Origin of the sequence: Catenuloplanes nepalensis (genome assembly GCF_030811575.1) — a bacterium.
GTDB lineage: Bacteria > Actinomycetota > Actinomycetes > Mycobacteriales > Micromonosporaceae > Catenuloplanes > Catenuloplanes nepalensis.
In genome coordinates, this window is record NZ_JAUSRA010000001.1 from 9,386,075 (window position 1) to 9,403,651 (window position 17,577).

At 71.7% G+C, this 17,577-nt stretch carries 11 protein-coding genes; 4 read left to right on the plus strand and 7 right to left on the minus strand.

Annotated features, from left to right (window positions below; translation table 11 throughout):
- Positions 1–218 precede the first annotated feature (218 nt).
- From hutH to J2S43_RS40945, 6 genes are all read right to left on the minus strand, one after another.
- The gene (gene hutH, locus J2S43_RS40920) at positions 219–1,754 is read right to left on the minus strand and encodes a histidine ammonia-lyase (protein WP_306838700.1); all 1,536 of its coding nucleotides are present in this window, start codon (positions 1,752–1,754) and stop codon (positions 219–221) included.
- A complete protein-coding gene (hutI, locus tag J2S43_RS40925) occupies positions 1,751–2,923 on the minus strand; it encodes an imidazolonepropionase (protein WP_306838701.1) in 1,173 nt (390 codons plus the stop codon). Before hutI ends, hutH begins: the two co-directional genes overlap by 4 nt.
- Positions 2,920–4,221, minus strand: a complete 1,302-nt coding sequence (locus tag J2S43_RS40930) for a formimidoylglutamate deiminase (protein WP_306838703.1) — start codon at positions 4,219–4,221, stop codon at positions 2,920–2,922. The genes hutI and J2S43_RS40930 overlap by 4 nt, the downstream gene beginning before the upstream one ends.
- The gene (locus J2S43_RS40935; protein ID WP_306838704.1) at positions 4,212–5,405 is read right to left on the minus strand and encodes an allantoate amidohydrolase; all 1,194 of its coding nucleotides are present in this window, start codon (positions 5,403–5,405) and stop codon (positions 4,212–4,214) included. The genes J2S43_RS40930 and J2S43_RS40935 overlap by 10 nt, the downstream gene beginning before the upstream one ends.
- Positions 5,402–7,027: a urocanate hydratase gene (gene hutU / locus J2S43_RS40940; RefSeq protein WP_306838706.1), complete on the minus strand. Its 1,626-nt coding sequence runs from the start codon at positions 7,025–7,027 to the stop codon at positions 5,402–5,404. Before hutU ends, J2S43_RS40935 begins: the two co-directional genes overlap by 4 nt.
- Positions 7,028–7,089: 62 nt before the next feature.
- A complete protein-coding gene (locus J2S43_RS40945) occupies positions 7,090–7,932 on the minus strand; it encodes a MurR/RpiR family transcriptional regulator (RefSeq protein WP_306838708.1) in 843 nt (280 codons plus the stop codon).
- A gap of 125 nt (positions 7,933–8,057) precedes the next feature.
- Between J2S43_RS40945 and J2S43_RS40950 the strand changes: the two genes are divergently transcribed.
- Positions 8,058–9,053, plus strand: a complete 996-nt coding sequence (locus J2S43_RS40950; RefSeq protein WP_306838710.1) for an expansin EXLX1 family cellulose-binding protein — start codon at positions 8,058–8,060, stop codon at positions 9,051–9,053.
- Between the two features lie 129 nt (positions 9,054–9,182).
- On the opposite strand, the gene J2S43_RS40955 is transcribed toward J2S43_RS40950, so the two are convergent.
- Complete coding sequence (locus tag J2S43_RS40955; RefSeq protein ID WP_306838712.1) at positions 9,183–9,701, minus strand: GNAT family N-acetyltransferase; 519 nt, start codon at positions 9,699–9,701, stop codon at positions 9,183–9,185.
- Between the two features lie 284 nt (positions 9,702–9,985).
- On the opposite strand from J2S43_RS40955, the gene J2S43_RS40960 reads away from it, so the two are divergent.
- From J2S43_RS40960 to J2S43_RS40970, 3 genes are read left to right on the plus strand one after another with little or no spacing between them, the layout of a single operon-like run.
- The gene (locus J2S43_RS40960) at positions 9,986–10,615 is read left to right on the plus strand and encodes an OB-fold-containig protein (protein ID WP_306838714.1); all 630 of its coding nucleotides are present in this window, start codon (positions 9,986–9,988) and stop codon (positions 10,613–10,615) included.
- Between the two features lie 46 nt (positions 10,616–10,661).
- A complete protein-coding gene (locus tag J2S43_RS40965; protein ID WP_306838715.1) occupies positions 10,662–12,674 on the plus strand; it encodes a flotillin family protein in 2,013 nt (670 codons plus the stop codon).
- Positions 12,671–17,533: a DNA repair ATPase gene (locus J2S43_RS40970; protein WP_306838717.1), complete on the plus strand. Its 4,863-nt coding sequence runs from the start codon at positions 12,671–12,673 to the stop codon at positions 17,531–17,533. Before J2S43_RS40965 ends, J2S43_RS40970 begins: the two co-directional genes overlap by 4 nt.
- Positions 17,534–17,577 lie beyond the last annotated feature (44 nt).

Below are 17,577 nucleotides of genomic sequence, written 5' to 3' on the forward strand. Positions count from 1 at the left end.
GGTGCGCGGGGATGCCGCCTCCCGGCCGGAAAGCTGTAGGCCGAGGTCGGGACCGAACAGATCAAGACACCCTGCACGCCGAGGTGGTGCGGAGCAGTTGTCCGCGCCGGCCGGCCACGAAAGCATGCGACTGCTCGTCGCGCTCGGATCGTCCCGAGCCTCTGTCCTGTCTCACGTTCCCCCTGACCTCTCCGTGCCCCGCGGGGGTCGCACGCGCGCTACGCGAGTTGGCCGGCGGTCTCCTCGATCGCGGCCCGCAGCGCCGGTCCGGCGACCGCCGCGCGGGCCGCCTCCATCGCCGGGGCCAGGAAGATGTCCGGGCCGGGCTCGCCGGCGAACGCCGAGACGACGGAGACCGCGAGCCGCCCGGCAGGGGACGGGGTGAGCGGCGCCCGGAGCTGGATGCCGCGGACCGCGCTGAGCAGCTCGACCGCGAGGATGCTGGTCAGGTTGTCCAGCACGGTGCGCAGCTTCTTGGTCGCGGCCCACCCCATCGACACGTGGTCCTCCTGCATGCCGCTGGTCGGCAGCGAGTCGACCGAGGCCGGCGCCGCGAGCCGGCGGTTCTCCGCGACGATGCCCGCGGCCGTGTACTGCGCGATCATCAGCCCGGAGTTGACGCCCGCGTCCGGGGACAGGAACGGCGGCAGGTCGCGGTTGCGGGTGACGTCGAGCAGCCGGTCGACGCGGCGTTCCGCGATCGCGCCCACCTCCGCGGCCGCGATCGCCAGGAAGTCGGCCGCGAAGCCGAGCGGCGCGCCGTGGAAGTTGCCGGTCGACTCGACGCGGCCGTCCGGCAGTACCACCGGGTTGTCGACCACGGAGACCAGCTCGCGGGCCGCGGTGGTGGTGACGAAGCCGAGCGTGTCCCGGGCCGCGCCGGCCACCTGCGGCGCGCACCGCATCGAGTAGGCGTCCTGCACCGCGTGCGCCAGGTCGTCCCGGTGCGAGTCCATGATCGCCGAGCCCTGTAGCAGCCGGTGGATGTTCGCCGCGGACGTGGCCTGGCCCGGGTGCGGGCGGATGGTGTGCAGCTCCGGCAGGAACGGCCGCTCCGAGCCGAGCATCGCCTCGACCGCGAGCGCCGCGGTCACGTCCGCCATGGTGAACAGGTGCCGGGCGTCCTCGATCGCGAGCAGCAGCATGCCGAGCATGCCGTCGGTGCCGTTGATCAGCGCGAGCCCTTCCTTGGAGTCGAGGCTGATCGGGGACAAACCGGCCTGGGCGAGGACGAAGGAAGCATCGAGCCGCGCCCCGTCCTTGCCGAGCACCCACCCCTCGCCGAGCAGCACGAGCGCGCAGTGGGCCAGCGGGGCGAGATCGCCGGACGCGCCGAGCGATCCGTGTTCCGGCACCCACGGTGTGATGTCGTGGTTGAGCAGATCGACCAGGGCCTGGGCGAGCAGCGGGCGGACACCCGAATGACCGAGCGCCAGCGACCGTACGCGCAGCAGCATCATCGCCCGGACCACCTCACGCGGCATCGGTGCGCCGACGCCCGCGGCGTGCGACCGGATCAGCGCGTGCTGCAGCTCGGCCCGGCGCGACGGGTCGATGAACGTGTTCGCCAGCGCGCCGAAGCCGGTGGACACGCCGTAGACCGGGCGGCCACCGGCCTCGATGCGGTCGACGATGTCCCGGCTGCGGGCCATGCTGTCCCGCGCCTCCGACGAGATGGTGACCGTGGCGGAGTCGCGGGCCACCGCGATCACGTCGCTGGCGGAGACCCCGAGCGGGGTGACGATGACGGTCATAGCTTCACTCCGTTGTGCACGACTTCGCTGACCAGTTGCACGCCGGGCCGGTAGGCCAGGTGCAGGTAGGAGGGGGCGTCCAGGACGATCAGATCGGCGCGCTTGCCCGGCGCGATCACGCCGACGTCGTCGCGGCGCAGCGCGCGGGCCCCGCCGGCGGTCGCGGCCCAGACCGCCTCCGCCGGGGTCATCCGCATCTCCCGGACCGCGAGCGCGATGCAGAACGCCATCGAGGACGTGTACGACGATCCGGGGTTGCAGTCCGTGGCCAACGCGACCGTGGCGCCCGCGTCGAGCAGCCGGCGCGCGTCCGGGTACGGCGACCGGGTGGAGAACTCCGCGCCCGGCAGCAGCGTCGCCACGGTCCACATGCCGGCCAGCGCCTCCACGTCCCGGTCGGTCAGGTGCGTGCAGTGGTCCGCGCTGGCCGCGTCGAGCTCCACCGCGAGCTGGACGCCGGGCCCGTGCCCGAGCTGGTTCGCGTGCACCCGGACGCCGAGCCCGGCCGCCCTGCCCACGGTCAGGATCGCCCGCGCGTGATCTTCGTCGAACGCGCCGGTCTCGCAGAACACGTCGATCCACCGCGCGTACGGCGTGGCCGCGTGCAGCATCGGCCCGCAGACCAGCGACACGTAGTCGTCGACGCGCCCGGCGTACTCCGGCGGGACCACGTGCGCGCCGAGGAACGTGGTCTCCGCGCTCAGCTCGCGGGCGATCCGCAGCGACCGGGTCTCGTCGGCGACGGACAACCCGTACCCACTCTTGATCTCGATCGTGGTGGTGCCCTGCCGCAGTGCCTCGTCGCGCAGCCGGGTCGCGGACTCGCGCAGCTCGTCGTCGGTCGCGGCGCGGGTGGCGGCCACGGTGGTCCGGATGCCGCCGCCGGTGTAGGGGTTGCCGGCCATCCGGGCCGCGAACTCCGGCGCCCGGTCCCCGGCGAAGACCAGGTGGGAGTGGCTGTCGACGAAGCCGGGCAGCACCGCGCGCCCGTCCGCGCCGAGGCGGTGGTCCGCCGCGGGCGCGTCCTTCGACCGGCCGACCCAGACGATCCGGTCCTCCTCGATCAGGACGGCCGCGTCGGCGAGCGTGGTGAGATGACCGCGCGCGCAGCCGCAGTTGCCGTCGTCGTTCGTGACCAGCTCGCCGATCCGGTCGATCAGGAGACTCATGCGAGCGCCTCCCGCAGCGAGGCGGCCACGTCGATGCGGAGGTGCCGCCCGTCCCGCACGATCGGCACTCCGTCCACGACCACGTCGGTCACGTCCGAGGCGGTCGCGGCGAAGACGATCCCCGACGGGTCGATCCCGGCCGTGCGCGGGCTGTCCAGCGTGACCGTCACCAGGTCGGCGCGGGCACCCACGGTGATGGTTCCGGCGTCGTCCCAGCCGAGCGACGCGTGCCCGCCGGCGGTCGCGGCGCGTATCAGCGCGGCGGTGGTGAAGTGTCCACGGTCTTCGGTGCGCAGGCGTTCGTGCAGCTCCACGGCGCGTGCCTCCTCCAGTGGGTCGATGACGGCGTGACTGTCGCTGCCGGTGCACAGCGGTGACCCGGCGGCGGCGAGTGCCGCGGCGGGCCCGAGCCCGTCGCCGAGGTCACGTTCCGTGGTGGGGCACAGGCATGCGCGGGTACGGGATGCGCCGAGCGCCGCCACGTCGGCGTCGGTGAGGTGGGTGGCGTGCACCACCGTGGTGCGCGGGCCGAGCGCGCCCGCGCCGGCCAACAGTTCGGTGGGGGTGCGGCCGTGCACCGCGCGCGCGGCGTCGTTCTCGGCGCGTTGCTCGGAGAGGTGGACGTGCAGCGGTTTTCCAGTGGCCCAGGCGACCACCTCGGACATCTGGTCTCGCGGCACCGCACGGACGGAGTGGATCGCGGCACCGATCCGGGAGGTTTGTCCATCTTTCAGGGCGCCGACTCGATCAGCCCACGCCGCAGCCGTTCCGTCACCGAACCGCAGCGCCGCTCCCGCCAGTGGATCACCCGCCACCGATGCCGTCAGGTAACACGTGTCCAGCAGCGTGATCCGGATGCCGGCCTGCGCCGCCGCATCGATCAGCGCCGCGCCCATCTCGTTCGGGTCGTCGTAACGCCGTCCGCCCGGCCCGTGGTGCAGGTAGTGGAACTCGCCCACGCACGTGATCCCGGCCAGCGCCATCTCCGCGAACACCGCCCGCGCCAGCCGAAGGTAGGACTCCGGGGTCAGGCGCGCCGCGACCGCGTACATCTGCTCCCGCCAGGTCCAGAACGTGCCCCGGCCCGCGTGCGTGCGCCCGCGCAGCGCCCGGTGGAACGCGTGCGAGTGCGCGTTCGCCAGCCCCGGCAGCGTGAGCCCGCGCAGCCGTTCCGCGTCCGGCGGCCGGGGCACGCCCGGCGTCACCGACGTGAACCGCCCACCGTCCGCGGTGATCAGCACGTCCGCGACCGGCGCGTCGCCCAGCCAGGCGAGGTCGGCGTGCCAGGTCAGCGGCATGCCAGCTCCGCCAGCACGTCCGCGAGTGCCTCGACGCCGGCCTCGCAGTCCTCGTCGTCGGCGCGCTCGGCGGGCGCGTGCGAGACACCGGCCGGATTGCGGACGAACAGCATGACCGTCGGCACGAACGCGGACAGCACGCCCGCGTCGTGCCCGGCGCCGGTCGGCAGCACCGGCGTCTTCTCGCCGAGCGTGGTCAGGCAGCGCTCGATCAGCGCGTCCGAGAAGCCGATCTCCCCGGTCGTCGACTCGGCCGTGATCGTGACCGTGGTGCCGTCCTTACCGGCACGCGTCGCGATCTTGGCGCTCAGGCCGGACAGCAGATCATCCAACGTCGACGCGGAGGCCGCGCGCGCGTCCAGCCAGCCGGTCACCCGGGACGGGATCGCGTTCGTCGCGTTCGGGTGCACCGCGACCCGGCCGACCGTGGCGTGCGCGCCGTGCGTCCGCGCCTCCTTGTTCGCGGCCAGCACCGCGAACGCGTAGGTGAGCATCGGGTCGTGCCGGTCGCCCATCAGCGTGGTGCCGGCGTGGTTGCCCTCGCCGGTGAAGTCCATCCGCCAGCGCCCGTGCGGCCAGATCGACGAGCCGATCCCCACCGGTACGGTCAGGGCCCGTCCCTGCTCGACGTGCAGCTCCACGAACGCGGCCACGTCGGAAAGCGGCGCCGGGCCGAGCCGGGCCGGGTCGAAGTCGTAGCCGGCCAGCGCCTCCGCGAGCGTGACGCCGTCCGAGTCGGTGAGCGTGCGCGCCCGCTCCGGGTCGAACGCGCCGGTCATCAGCCGGGAGCCGAGGCAGGCGACGCCGAACCGGGAGCCCTCCTCCTCCGCGAACGCGGCGATCCGGATCGGCCGGGCCGGGACCACGCCGCGCCGCCGGAGCTCGTCGACCGCGAGGAACGCGGAGACCACGCCGAGCGGCCCGTCGTAGCCGCCGCCGTGCGGCACCGAGTCGAGGTGGCTGCCGGTGACGACGGCCGGTCCGGGGACGCCGCCCGGATTCCAGGTGGCCCACATCGTGGTGTTGCCGTCGACCTCGAACTCCAGATCACGTGCCTTCGCCTGAGCGCGGAACCAGGTGCGCAGCTCCCACTCCACCGCTGTCCAGGCGAACCGGACATACCCCTCGGAAGGCGACCCGCCGATGTCCGAGATCTCCCGCCAGAGGTCGGTGAAGGAGCTCACGACGCCGCCATCGGGATCTTCACGCCGCGCTCGGACGCCACCTCGGCCGCCTCCGGATAGCCCGCGTCGACGTGCCGGATCACGCCCATCCCCGGGTCGTTCGTCAGCGTCCGCCGGATCTTCTCGCCGGCCAGCGCGGTCCCGTCCGCCACGCACACCTGCCCGGCGTGCAGCGACCGCCCGATGCCCACGCCGCCGCCGTGGTGCAGGGACACCCAGCTGGCGCCGCTCGCGGTGTTGAGCAGCGCGTTCAGCAGCGGCCAGTCCGCGATCGCGTCCGAGCCGTCGCGCATCGCCTCGGTCTCCCGGTAGGGCGAGGCCACCGAACCGCAGTCCAGGTGGTCGCGGCCGATCACCACCGGCGCGGACAGCTCACCGGACGCGACCATCTCGTTGAAGCGCACGCCGGCGACGTCGCGCTCGCCGTACCCGAGCCAGCAGATGCGGGCCGGCAACCCCTGGAACGCCACCCGCTCGCCGGCCAGCCTCATCCACCGCGCGAGCGACTCGTTCTCCGGGAAGAGGTCCAGCACCGCGCGGTCGGTGGCCGCGATGTCGGCCGGGTCGCCGGAGAGCGCGGCCCACCGGAACGGCCCCCTGCCCTCGCAGAACAGCGGCCGGACGTAGGCGGGCACGAACCCGGGGAACGCGAACGCCCGGTCGTAACCGCCGAGCTGCGCCTCACCCCGGATCGAGTTGCCGTAGTCGAAGACCTCCGCGCCCGCGTCCAGGAACCCGACCATCGCCTCCACGTGCGCGGCCATCGACGCGCGCGCCCGCTCGGTGTGCTCCTCCGGAGACAACCCATCGAGATCGTCGCCCAGGGGTACGTACGAGAGCGGATCGTGCGCCGAGGTCTGATCGGTCACGATGTCGATCTCGATGCCGCGCCGCAGCAGCTCCGGGAAGACGGCTGCGGCGTTCCCCACGACGCCGATCGACACGGCCCGCCGCTCCTTCTTCGCGGCGAGTGCCAGCGTCACGGCCTCGTCCAGGCCGGATGCGACCTGATCGAGGTAGCGGGTCTGCACGCGCCGGCGCAGCCGTGCCGGGTCCACGTCCACGATCAGGCACACGCCGCCGTTCATGGTCACGGCCAGTGGCTGTGCGCCACCCATGCCACCGCAGCCCGCGGTCAACGTGAGCGTGCCGTCCAGGGAGCCGCCGAACCGCTTCGCCGCCACGGCCGCGAACGTCTCGTAGGTGCCCTGCAGGATGCCCTGCGTGCCGATGTAGATCCACGAACCGGCCGTCATCTGCCCGTACATCGTCAGGCCCAGGTTCTCCAGCCGGCGGAACTCCGGCCAGGTCGCCCAGTCGCCGACCAGGTTCGAGTTGGCCAGCAGCACGCGCGGCGCCCACTCGTGCGTGCGGAACACGCCGACCGGCCGCCCGGACTGCACCAGCAGCGTCTCGTCGTCGGCCAGCTCGCCCAGCTCACGCACGATCGCGTGATAGGAGGGCCAGTCCCGCGCGGCCCGGCCGGTGCCGCCGTAGACGACCAGGTCGTCCGGGCGCTCGGCCACGTCCGGGTCGAGGTTGTTCATCAGCATCCGCATCGCGGCCTCCTGCGGCCAGCCCTTCGCGGTGCGCGTGCTGCCACGTGGCGCTCTGATCGGCATCCTGCTCAACCTCCAGCGTCCGGAACCTCAAGAACCTCAAGAACCTCAAGAACCTCAAAACCTCAGGGAACGAAGATCTGCCGGCGTACGGCGGACGACTCGAACTCCTCCAGGCGCCGCTGTGTCTCGTCCGGCACCGCGTCGCAGATCGCCTGCAACAGCACCATGGCGAGCGTCATCGGCGCGGTGTGCAGGTCGAAGACCAGCCCGGCCCCGACCCGCGCGGTCAGCGCGCACTCGGCGGCCTCCGCCGCGGGACTCATCGGCGAGTCCGTGATCACGACCGTGCGCAGGCCGAGCGCGCGCGCCTCGGCCAGCGCGTCCAGCGCCTCGCGCGGGTATCGGGGCAGCACGATCGCCAGCATGGCGGTCGCACCGGCGGCGCGCGCCTGTTCCAGCCGATCGGTCAGCAGCGTGCCGCCGGAGTCGAGGACCCGCACGTCCGGCAGCACCTTCGCGGCGAAGAACCCGAAGTACGCCGCGAGCGGCGCGGCGGCCCGCAGCCCGAGCACCGGCAGTGGGCGGCTCCCGGCCAGCAGCGTGGCCGCGGTGGTGAGCCGCCCGGCGTCGGCGAGGTCGTCGGCGAGCCGGCCCAGGTTCGCGCACTCCTGCCGTACCGCGTGCTGCACCTCATTGGGTTTGTGCTCATGGTCATCGGCCGGTGTCGCGGCCGCGGCCTCGCGCAGCAGCTGCCGCAGCGCCGGGTAGCCGTCGTGGCCGAGCGCCATCGCGAACCGGGTCACGGACGGCTGACTCACGCCGGCCAGATCCGCGACCTCGGCCGCGGACAGCCACGCGGCCGCGCCGGCGTGCTGGACCAGCGTGTGCGCGATCCGCCGCTGGGTCGGCGTGAGCCGGGCGCCGGCGAAGAGCGCGAGCACCCGGTCTGCGCCCTTCTCATTCATGGCCAGATCGTATGCATGAAACTATTCAAAGTTCAATGTTCGGGTGACCGCGTTCGGGGGAGTTTGCCTTAGGTCTTGATTAGAACCCTGGCCTCCGCTACACACCGTGCGGAAGCATCCCGGACGTGCATGACGAGACGACTCTGCTGTCCACGCTCCCCGGCAAGCGCCGCCGACCGAGATCCATGGTCACCTGGCTGGCCGCCGCCGGGGTCGCCGCGCTCGCCGGGGTGACCGGCCTGGCGCTGATGCTGCAGACCGGCTCATCCGCCGCGTGCGCGGCCGCGCTGAGCGGCAAGGCCACGTTCTACGACATCGCCGGTGGCGGCGGCAACTGCTCCTACGACGGCCCGCCGGCCGACATGATGCACGTGGCGATGGGCCCGGGAGAATACGCGGACGCGGCCGCCTGCGGTGGCTACCTGAATGTGACCGGTCCGAAGGGCTCGGTCCGGGTCAAGGTCGTGGACCAGTGCCCGGAGTGCGCGCAGGGGCACATCGACCTCAGCAAGGAGGCGTTCGCCAAGATCGGCAACCCGGTCGACGGCATCATCCCGGTCTCCTACAGTACGGTCGCGAACCCGCCGCTGCCCGGCCCGCTCACGTTCCGGGTCAAGGAGGGCGCGTCGCAGTTCTGGTTCGCGGTGCGGATCGACAACACCGGCAACGCGCTGCGCTCCGTGCAGGCGAAGACCGCGGGCGGCAGCTTCGTGACGCTGAAGAAGTACGACTACAACTACTGGCAGGCCGACAGCGGCCTCGGCCCCGGCCCGTTCACGATCAGGGCCACGGACGCCCAGGGCAACACCGCCACCGTGGACGGCGTGAAGCTCGCGCCGGGCAGCACCCAGAAAAGCGGCGTGAAGATGTACGGCGCGGGTGCGAACACCGGCTCGGCCGCAGGCTCCGACTCGGGAGCGGCTCCGGCCGCGCAGGCCGCCCCGGCCCCGGCCGAGGCCGCGCCGAAGCCGGCCTCACCGTCCCCCTCGGTCTCCGCGTCCGCGTCCCCGTCGGCCTCCGCCTCGCCGTCCGCGTCCGCCACGGCCGGCGTCGACGACGCGCTCGACGTGCAGCCGCTGGCCGCCGCCACCTTCGACGTCCAGAAGACCGCCTGCGGCTGACCACCCACGGCAGCCCCGCCGCGCGTCTCCACCGCCGGCTTCGCTGCCGCGGCCCCGGTGCCGTGATCGAGGCGTCGTTCACGTCGTCAGAACGACGTCAATGACGCCTCGATCACGAGAAGTGGGCGGTCAGCGCAGCGGGAGCCACATGTGGATCTCGTCGCGGTCGTCGCCGGGCGCGACGCGGATCGCGCCGGGCAGGCGGCCGACCTCCTTGTAGCCGGCCCGCTGGTAGAACCGCTCGGTGTTGTTGCCGGCCCGGACGGTCAGGTGCAGGGCCTCCCAGCCCGAATCGCGGGCCACCCGTTCGGCCGCGGCGAGCAGCGCGCGACCGTACCCCCGGCCCTGGGTCTCGGGGTGGACCATCACGCGCTTGAGCGTGCACCAGTGCAGCCGCAGCAGGGACCGGTTGCCGGCGAAGAACAGCAGGCCGACCAGGCGGCCGTCCTCGTGGCCGACGAGCAGGCGGTCCTCGCCGTCCAGCACGCTGGCGAACGTCGCGCGCGCGAGTGCGGCGACCGCGTCCCGCTCGACCGGCGGCACGAAACCGACCGCGCCACCGGCTTCGGACGCCGCGTGCCACAGGTCGACGATCTCCTCCTGGAGCCGCGTGTCCAGCTCCGGATCCACCCGCCATGCCACGTTCATCCCACTATCTTCATAGCCGAGAGCCACTGTCTCGCTACGCCGTGCCCGAAGTGGGACCGGCGTCTCATGACGAACCGAGAAGAACGCCGCGCGGGTACGTGACGGAGCCGCCCCGCGCCGACGGAAAGTGGCGATCATCCGGATGCCACCGTCGTATCCGGGCTGAACGGCCGATCATGACCTTGACCCGCTATGCCATCATCATCTTTGTCGAAAAGCGCAGGTCGTGGCCGTTTGGCCGGTGACAGCGCGTGATAACGGGCCACGGGGAGGCTGCTGCCACGATGGGCGGATTCATCGATGCCGCGCTGGGCTTTCCGGCGGTGTTGTTCAGTTTCCTGCTCGTCGTCGTGGTCGGCTACTGGCTCCTGGTCCTCATCGGCGGCGCGGACGTGGACGGCCTGGACGGCGACGCGGGTGACGCCGGCGGCCTCAACGGGTTCTTCGCCTGGCTCGGGCTCGGCGGCGTGCCGGTCACGGTCATCCTGTCGCTGATGGTGGCGTTCGCCTGGTTCGCGAGCCTGGCCGGGACCGTGGTGCTCGGCACCACCGACCTGAACGGTGGCGTCATGATCGTGCTGTCGCTTCTGGTGATCGCGGTCGCGCTGGTCCTCGCGTTCGGCATCACGCGCGTGCTGGCCCTGCTGCTGTCCCACCTGATGCCGGTCGGCCCGCAGCCGTCGCGCGGCGACTTCATGGGCGCCACCTGCGTGGTCCGGACCGGTTCGGTGACCGCCACGTTCGGCCAGGCCGAGGTCCACGCGAAGGACGGCTCCTCCGCGATCGTTCAGGTCCGCCAGCCGGGTGCCGAACCGTTCCGGGCCGGCTCCAAGGCCGTGATCTACGACTTCGACGCCGACGGCGAATTCTTCTGGATCATGCCGGTGGACGCGGTCCCCGGTCTCTCCGCGTGAACAGACGCGCTTCTGATATCCCCAACCCCACGAAAAGGGATCGTCGATGGATGTGATCACCACGGGTCTCGGCGTGCTGCTCGCCGTCGTCCTGCTCGTCCTGCTGGGCCTGGCCTTCCTGGTCAGCCGGCTCTTCCGGAAGGTGGAGCAGGGTAAGGCCCTGATCATCTCGAAGGTCAAGAAGGTGGACGTCACGTTCACCGGTGCCGTGGTGATGCCGGTGCTGCACAAGGCCGAGATCATGGACATCTCGGTGAAGACGATCGAGATCGAGCGCACCGGCAACGAGGGCCTGATCTGCCGGGACAACATCCGGGCGGACATCCGGATCACGTTCTTCGTGCGGGTCAACAAGACCATCGAGGACGTCATCAAGGTGGCGCAGGCGATCGGCACCGCGCGCGCCAGCGACCAGGAGACGCTTCAGGAGCTGTTCAACGCGAAGTTCTCCGAGGCGCTGAAGACGGTCGGCAAGCAGCTCGACTTCGTCGACCTCTACACCAAGCGCGACGAGTTCCGCGACCAGATCATCGCGGTGATCGGCACCGACCTCAACGGCTACAGCCTGGAGGACGCGGCGATCGACTTCCTGGAGCAGACGCCGCTGCACCGGCTCGACCCGAAGAACATCCTGGACGCACAGGGCATCCGGAAGATCACCGAGCTGACCGCGGTCGAGGCCGTGAAGACGAACGAGTTCACCCGCAACGAGGAGAAGGAGATCACGCGGCAGAACGTCGACGCCCGTGAGGCCATCCTCGAGTTGCAGCGTCGCCAGGCCGAGGCGGAGATCCGGCAGAAGCGCGAGATCGAGACCATGCGCGCCCGCGAGGAGGCCGAGACCGCCAAGGTGTACGCCGAGGAGCGCCTGCGCTCCCGCACCGCCGACCTGCGCACCGAGGAGCAGCTGGGCATCCAGTCGGAGAACCAGGCCCGGGAGATCGCGGTCGCGGCGAAGAACCGCGAGCGGGTCATCGCGATCGAGACCGAGCGCATCGAGAAGGACCGCATGCTGGAGGTCATCGGCCGGCAGCGCGAGACCGAGCTCTCCACCATCGCGAAGGACAAGGAGGTGGAGGCCGAGAAGCGGGCCATCGCCGAGGTCGTCCGTGAGCGGATCGCGGTCGAGAAGACCGTTGCCGAGCAGGAGGAGAACATCAAGCGGCTGCGCGTGGTCGAGGAGGCCGAGCGCACCCGCCAGGCCGTGATCATCAACGCCGAGGCCGAGGCGCAGGAGGTGCTGGTCAAGAACATCAAGGCCGCCGAGGCCGCGGAGCAGGCCGCGAAGTTCAAGGCCCGCGAGCAGCTGACGCTGGCCGAGGCCCGGCAGCAGGCCGCGGAGCTGGACACCCGCGCCCAGATCCGGCTGGCCGAGGCCAAGCAGGCCACCGCGGCCGCCGAGGGTCTCGCCGAGGCTCAGGTCAAGGAGCGCAGCGCGGAGGCGATCGAGAAGGTCGGCCGCGCCGAGGCGATCGTCGACCGGGAGAAGGCGCTTGCGGGTGCGGACGCGCTGCGCGAGAAGCTGAAGGGTGAGGCCGAGGGTCTCACCGAGAAGGCCGCCGCGATGGCCGCGCTCTCCGACGCGTCCCGCGAGCACGAGGAGTACCGGCTGCGCCTGGAGGCCGAGAAGGAGATCCGGCTGGCCGGCATCGACGTGCACCGGCAGGTCGCGGAGTCGCAGGCGATGGTGGTCGCGGCCGGCCTGGAGAAGGCCAACATCGACATCGTCGGCGGGGACAGCGTCTTCTTCGACAAGCTGCTCGGCTCGATCACGCTCGGCAAGAGCGTGGACGGGTTCCTGGCCGGCTCCGACGTGGCCCAGTCGCTCGTCGCCCCGTACGTGAACGGCAACGGCAACCTGCCCGCGGACCTCGGCAAGCTGCTCGGCGCGATCTCCACGGCCGACGTGAGCAACCTGACGCTCTCCGCATTCCTGATCCAGCAGATGAAGTCCTCGTCGGGCACCGACGAGGCCAAGCTGCGTGAGCTGCTGGAGAGCGCGCGTCGCCTCGGTATCGCGGACAAGTCCGTGGCCGACCTGACCCCGGCGAACAAGTGAGCGTCGACGCCGGCACCTACGAGGTACTCCGCGGCCGGCTCGCCGAGCAGGCCGCGGAGCTCGCCCGCCGCGCCGAACGTCTCAACGCCCGGCGTGCGGAGACGTTCGGCGGTGCGGAGCTGCGCCTGCTCGGCACCGAGCGGATCCGGACCGAGAACAACTGCGTGCCGCGCGACATCGTGTCCGTGGGCGGGCGGATGCTGTTCGGCTACAACGTCTTCATCGGCCTGAAGTCGGAGACGACGGTCGGGGACGTGTTCGCGCTGCACGGTTTCACCCGTACCGGCGAGACCTTCTCCTTTGATGATCCCGGCCCGGTGCCGGGCCTGCTCGACGACGAGCGCTTCCAGCGCGAGTTCGCGGAGCTGTACAAGTACTACCGGCAGGCGCGACTGCTGCAGCTGCGCCGGCTGGAGGGGCGGCTGCTGGCCGTCTTCCAGACCGGCGCCCGCGCGGACGATCTGCGCGTGCTGCGCTGGCAGATCGCGCCGGACGGCACGGTCTCCTATCTCGACAGCCGCGGCGACCGGGAGCACGTCTTCCCGGCCGCGCACGACTTCGAGTGGACCGAGACCACCCGCGACCAGCACGTCCTCGGCCGGCACCCGCACGTCTCGATCGAGGACGAGGTCTTCGTCGAGACGGTCGGCGGCACGCTCACCATCAAGGTGGAGAACAACACCGAGGACGGCGAGGGCATCTACGGCGAGCCGGTCGACGAGCCGCTGCAGAGCCTCGCGGACGCGGAGATCTCCTACGCCCGGGTCGGCACGCTGCTGCTGCTCAAGATCCTGCCGTACAAGGAGACCGTGTACCGGTACCTGGTGTTCAACACCCGGACCCGGACCGTCACCCGGCTGGACGGCATCGGCCAGGCCTGCCAGCGGCTGCCCGAGGACCAGGGGATCATCTTCCCGGGCGGCTACTACCTGGACACCGGCGTCACCAAGACGTTCGACACGGACGTGCTCGACCTGGAGTTCGAGAGGGTTATCCGGTCGCCGAACGGCGAGGACGTGCTCTACGTCTTCCATGCCCGCGCCGAGGGCCGCTACCTGCTGCTGCCGTACAACGTGATCCGCAAGGAGGTGGCGAACCCGTTCACCTGCCACGGGTACTCGCTGTTCGACGACGGCACGCTGGTGGTGTTCCGGTCCGCGACCGACGAGCCGACCCGGGTGCACCCGGTGCAGGTGTGGCAGACGCCGTTCCTGTCCGACACGTACGCGGCCGCGCAGCCGGCCGGCGAGGGCACGCTGGCCCGGATCGGCAACGCGGAGCTGGTCCGCGGCATCTCCGAGGCGGTCTCGGTGGCCCGGATGGTCGGCGAGATGTCCCCGTCGCAGGCCGTCTACGAGGGCCTCATCTCCGCGTGCACGCGCGCGTTCGACCACTACCACTGGCTCGGCGAGGACGAGCTGGGCGACCTGGCCACGCCGCTGGCCGAGGTGCGCGCGACCGCGTCGCAGGTGCTCGACGAGTTCGAGAAGGTGCAGGCGCTCACGGCGCAGGCCGCGACCGCGCTCGGCACCGCGTCCACCGAGATCACCGCGATGATCCGCCGGTCGCAGGGCGAGACGCCGACGTCCACGCCGGAGTGGATCACCCGGCTGGCCGCGCTGCGGGCGGCGCAGGGACGGCTCGTGTCACTGCGCGAGCTGCGCTACGTGGATCTCGGCGCGCTGAACTCGCTGCTGTCCTCGCTGGAATCCGAGACGTCCGCCTTCGCGCAGCGGGCCGTGACCTATCTGAGCGACGCGGACGCCTTCTCCTCGTACCACGCGGTCGTCGCTGATCTTGAAGTTGACGCCGGCAGGATCGAGACGGTGGCGTCCTCGGCCGGCGTGCTGGAGAAGCTCGACGAGCAGTCCACCGGCCTGCAGACCGTCACCGAGGTGGTCGGCTCGCTCGACATCGCGGACGCCACGGTCCGGGTCGGCATCCTGGAACGGGTCGGCGAGGTGCTCGGCGGGCTCAACCGCGCCCGCGCCGTGCTCGAGGGCCGCCGCAGGCAGCTGCTCGACCGCGAGGGCCGCGCCGAGTTCTCGGCCGAGTTCGCGCTGCTCGGGCAGGCGATCACCGGCGCGCTCGCGGCCGCGGACACGCCCGCGCGATGCGACGAGCAGCTCGGCCGGCTGATGCTCCAGTTGGAGAACCTGGAGTCCCGGTTCTCCGACTTCGACGACTTCCTGGCGCAGCTGTCCACCAGGCGCACCGACGTCTACGAGGCGTTCTCGTCGCGCAAGCAGGCGCTGCTGGACGACCGGTCCCGGCGCGCGGACCGGCTCGTCGACTCCGCCGAGCGCATCCTGGGCAGCGTCGGCCGCCGGGTCGCCACGCTGGACACGCTCGACGACGTCAACACGTACTTCGCCACCGACCCGATGGTCGCGAAGCTGCACTCGGTCGCGGAGGAGCTGCGCGGGCTCGGCGACAGCGTGCGCGCGGAGGAACTGGCCGGCCGGGTCAAGTCCGCGCGCCAGGAGGCCGGCCGATCGCTGCGGGACCGTCTCGACCTGTTCGCGGACGGCGGCGGCACGATCCGGCTCGGCAAGCACCGGTTCGCGGTCAACACGCAGGCCGTGGACCTGACCATGGTGCCGCACGACGGGGAGATGACGTTCGCGGTCACCGCGACCGACTTCCGCTCGCCGGTCCGCGACCCCGGGTTCGCCGCCACCAAGCCGTTCTGGGAGCAGCTGCTCGTCTCCGAGTCGCCGGAGGTCTACCGATCCGAGCACCTCGCGGCCACGCTGCTCTCCGTCGGCCTCAACGGCACCGACCTTCGCGATCTGGTGCGCCGGGAAGCCGAGACCCGATACGACGAGGGGTACGAACGGGGCGTCCACGACGTCGACGCGGCGCTCATCCTGGACGCGCTGCTGCGCCTGCACGCCGGTGCGGGGCTGCTGCGCTACCCGGCCGCGGTGCGGTCGGCCGCGCAGCTGTTCTGGGCCTACGGCGTCTCCGAGGACGACCGGGCGGTCTGGACCCGGCGGGCGTCGTCGCTGATCCGCGCGCGTGCGGTTTTCGGCACGGCCGGGCCTGCGGTTTCGCAACTCGCGTCTGAGCTCGGGGCTTCCGCGACGGTCTTCCTCGGTGAGGCCGGCCTGCCGGTCGAGGAGCCGGAGCAGGTGGGGGAGTACCTGGTCGAGGAGCTGGGCGGCGAGCCGTTCGGGTTCGTGACCAGCGCCGACGCGCGTACCCTGCTGGACCGGTTCCGTCGTGCGCTCGGCGGCGCCGCGGCGCCCTCGGGACGCGACTTCGACGAGGACCTGCGCGCCCTGGATGATCTCGCGGCCCGGCATCAGCTGGCGTCCGCGTGGCTCGGCGCGTATCTGGCCTCGGTCTCTTCGCCGGCGCCGCCGGAGTTGGCGGAAGCGGTCGCGCTGCTGCTGACCGCGGATCTCCCCCGGCACGACTCGTCCGCCGCGCTGTCGCTCGAGGTGACCGGGCTGCTCGGCGCGCACCCGCGGATCGTCGATCGCTCTATTTCCCTGAGACTGGACGAGTTCCTGCCGCGCACCCGCCGGTTCCGCGAGGAGCGCATGCCGGCCTACCGCGAGTACCAGCGCCGGCGCAACGCGCTCGCCGCCGCCGAACGCGCCCGGCTGCGGCTGGACGAGTTCACGCCGCGGGTGATGAGCGCGTTCGTCCGCAACCGGCTGCTCGACGAGATCTACCTGCCGCTGATCGGCGACAACCTGGCCCGTCAGCTCGGCGCGGCCGGCGACGCGAAACGCACCGACCAGATGGGCCTGCTGCTGCTCATCTCGCCACCCGGATACGGCAAGACCACGCTCATGGAGTACGTGGCCAGCCGGCTCGGCCTGGTCTTCGTCAAGGTCAACGGGCCGGCGCTCGGGCACGGCGTGACCTCGCTGGACCCGGCCGAGGCGCCGAACGCGACCGCGCGGCAGGAGGTGGAGAAGATCTCGTTCGCGCTGGAGATGGGCAACAACGTGCTGCTCTACCTGGACGACATCCAGCACACCAACCCGGAGCTGCTGCAGAAGTTCATCTCGCTCTGTGACGCGCAGCGGCGGATGGAGGGCGTCTGGGAAGGGCAGACCCGCACGTACGACCTGCGAGGCAAGCGGTTCGCGGTGTGCATGGCCGGCAACCCGTACACCGAGACCGGCACCCGCTTCCGGATCCCGGACATGCTGGCCAACCGCGCGGACGTGTGGAACCTCGGCGACGTGCTCTCCGGGCGGGACGATCTCTTCGCGCTGTCGTACATCGAGAACGCGCTCACCTCGAACGCGGTGCTGGCGCCGCTGTCCACCCGGGAGCGCGGCGACGTCGAGCTGCTGGTCCGGCTGGCCCGCGGCGACGAGACCGCGCAGGCGGACAAGCTCGCCCACCCGTACTCCGCGGTCGAGCTGGAGGGCATCCTCGCGGTGCTGCGCAAGCTACTGCGGGTGCAGGAGGTCGTGCTCACGGTCAACCGCGCCTACATCGCGTCCGCGGCGCAGGCCGAGGAGTCGCGCACCGAACCGCCGTTCAGGCTGCAGGGCTCGTACCGCAACATGAACAAGATCGCGGAGCGGATCGTGCCGGTGATGAACGACGCGGAGCTGGAGCTGGTGCTCGACGACCACTACCTCGGCGAGGCGCAGACGCTCACCGGCGGTGCGGAGGCGAACCTGCTGAAGCTCGCGTCCCTGCGGGGCCTCATGTCGGAGGAGCAGGCCGCGCGGTGGGAAGAGGTCAAGGCCGCGTTCCTCCGGCAGGCCGCGCTCGGCGGGGCCGGGGACGACCCGATGGGCCGGGCGGTCGGCGCGGTCGGACTGCTCGCGGACCGCGTGTCGGAGGCCATCGACCGCGCCGCTGCGACGCGGTCGATGACGCCCTGATTCGTGCTGTTTCGCCGGTTTTGAGGGATGTGGTTGCGGGCGCC

Coding starts and splice junctions, on each gene's coding strand:
- hutH (WP_306838700.1), bottom strand. CDS start 1,754: ATGACCGTCATCGTCACCCCGCTCGGGGTCTCCGCCAGCGACGTGATC.
- hutI (WP_306838701.1), bottom strand. CDS start 2,923: ATGAGTCTCCTGATCGACCGGATCGGCGAGCTGGTCACGAACGACGAC.
- J2S43_RS40930 (WP_306838703.1), bottom strand. CDS start 4,221: ATGCCGCTGACCTGGCACGCCGACCTCGCCTGGCTGGGCGACGCGCCG.
- hutU (WP_306838706.1), bottom strand. CDS start 7,027: ATGCCGATCAGAGCGCCACGTGGCAGCACGCGCACCGCGAAGGGCTGG.
- J2S43_RS40945 (WP_306838708.1), bottom strand. CDS start 7,932: ATGAATGAGAAGGGCGCAGACCGGGTGCTCGCGCTCTTCGCCGGCGCC.
- J2S43_RS40955 (WP_306838712.1), bottom strand. CDS start 9,701: ATGAACGTGGCATGGCGGGTGGATCCGGAGCTGGACACGCGGCTCCAG.
- J2S43_RS40960 (WP_306838714.1), top strand. CDS start 9,986: ATGGGCGGATTCATCGATGCCGCGCTGGGCTTTCCGGCGGTGTTGTTC.
- J2S43_RS40965 (WP_306838715.1), top strand. CDS start 10,662: ATGGATGTGATCACCACGGGTCTCGGCGTGCTGCTCGCCGTCGTCCTG.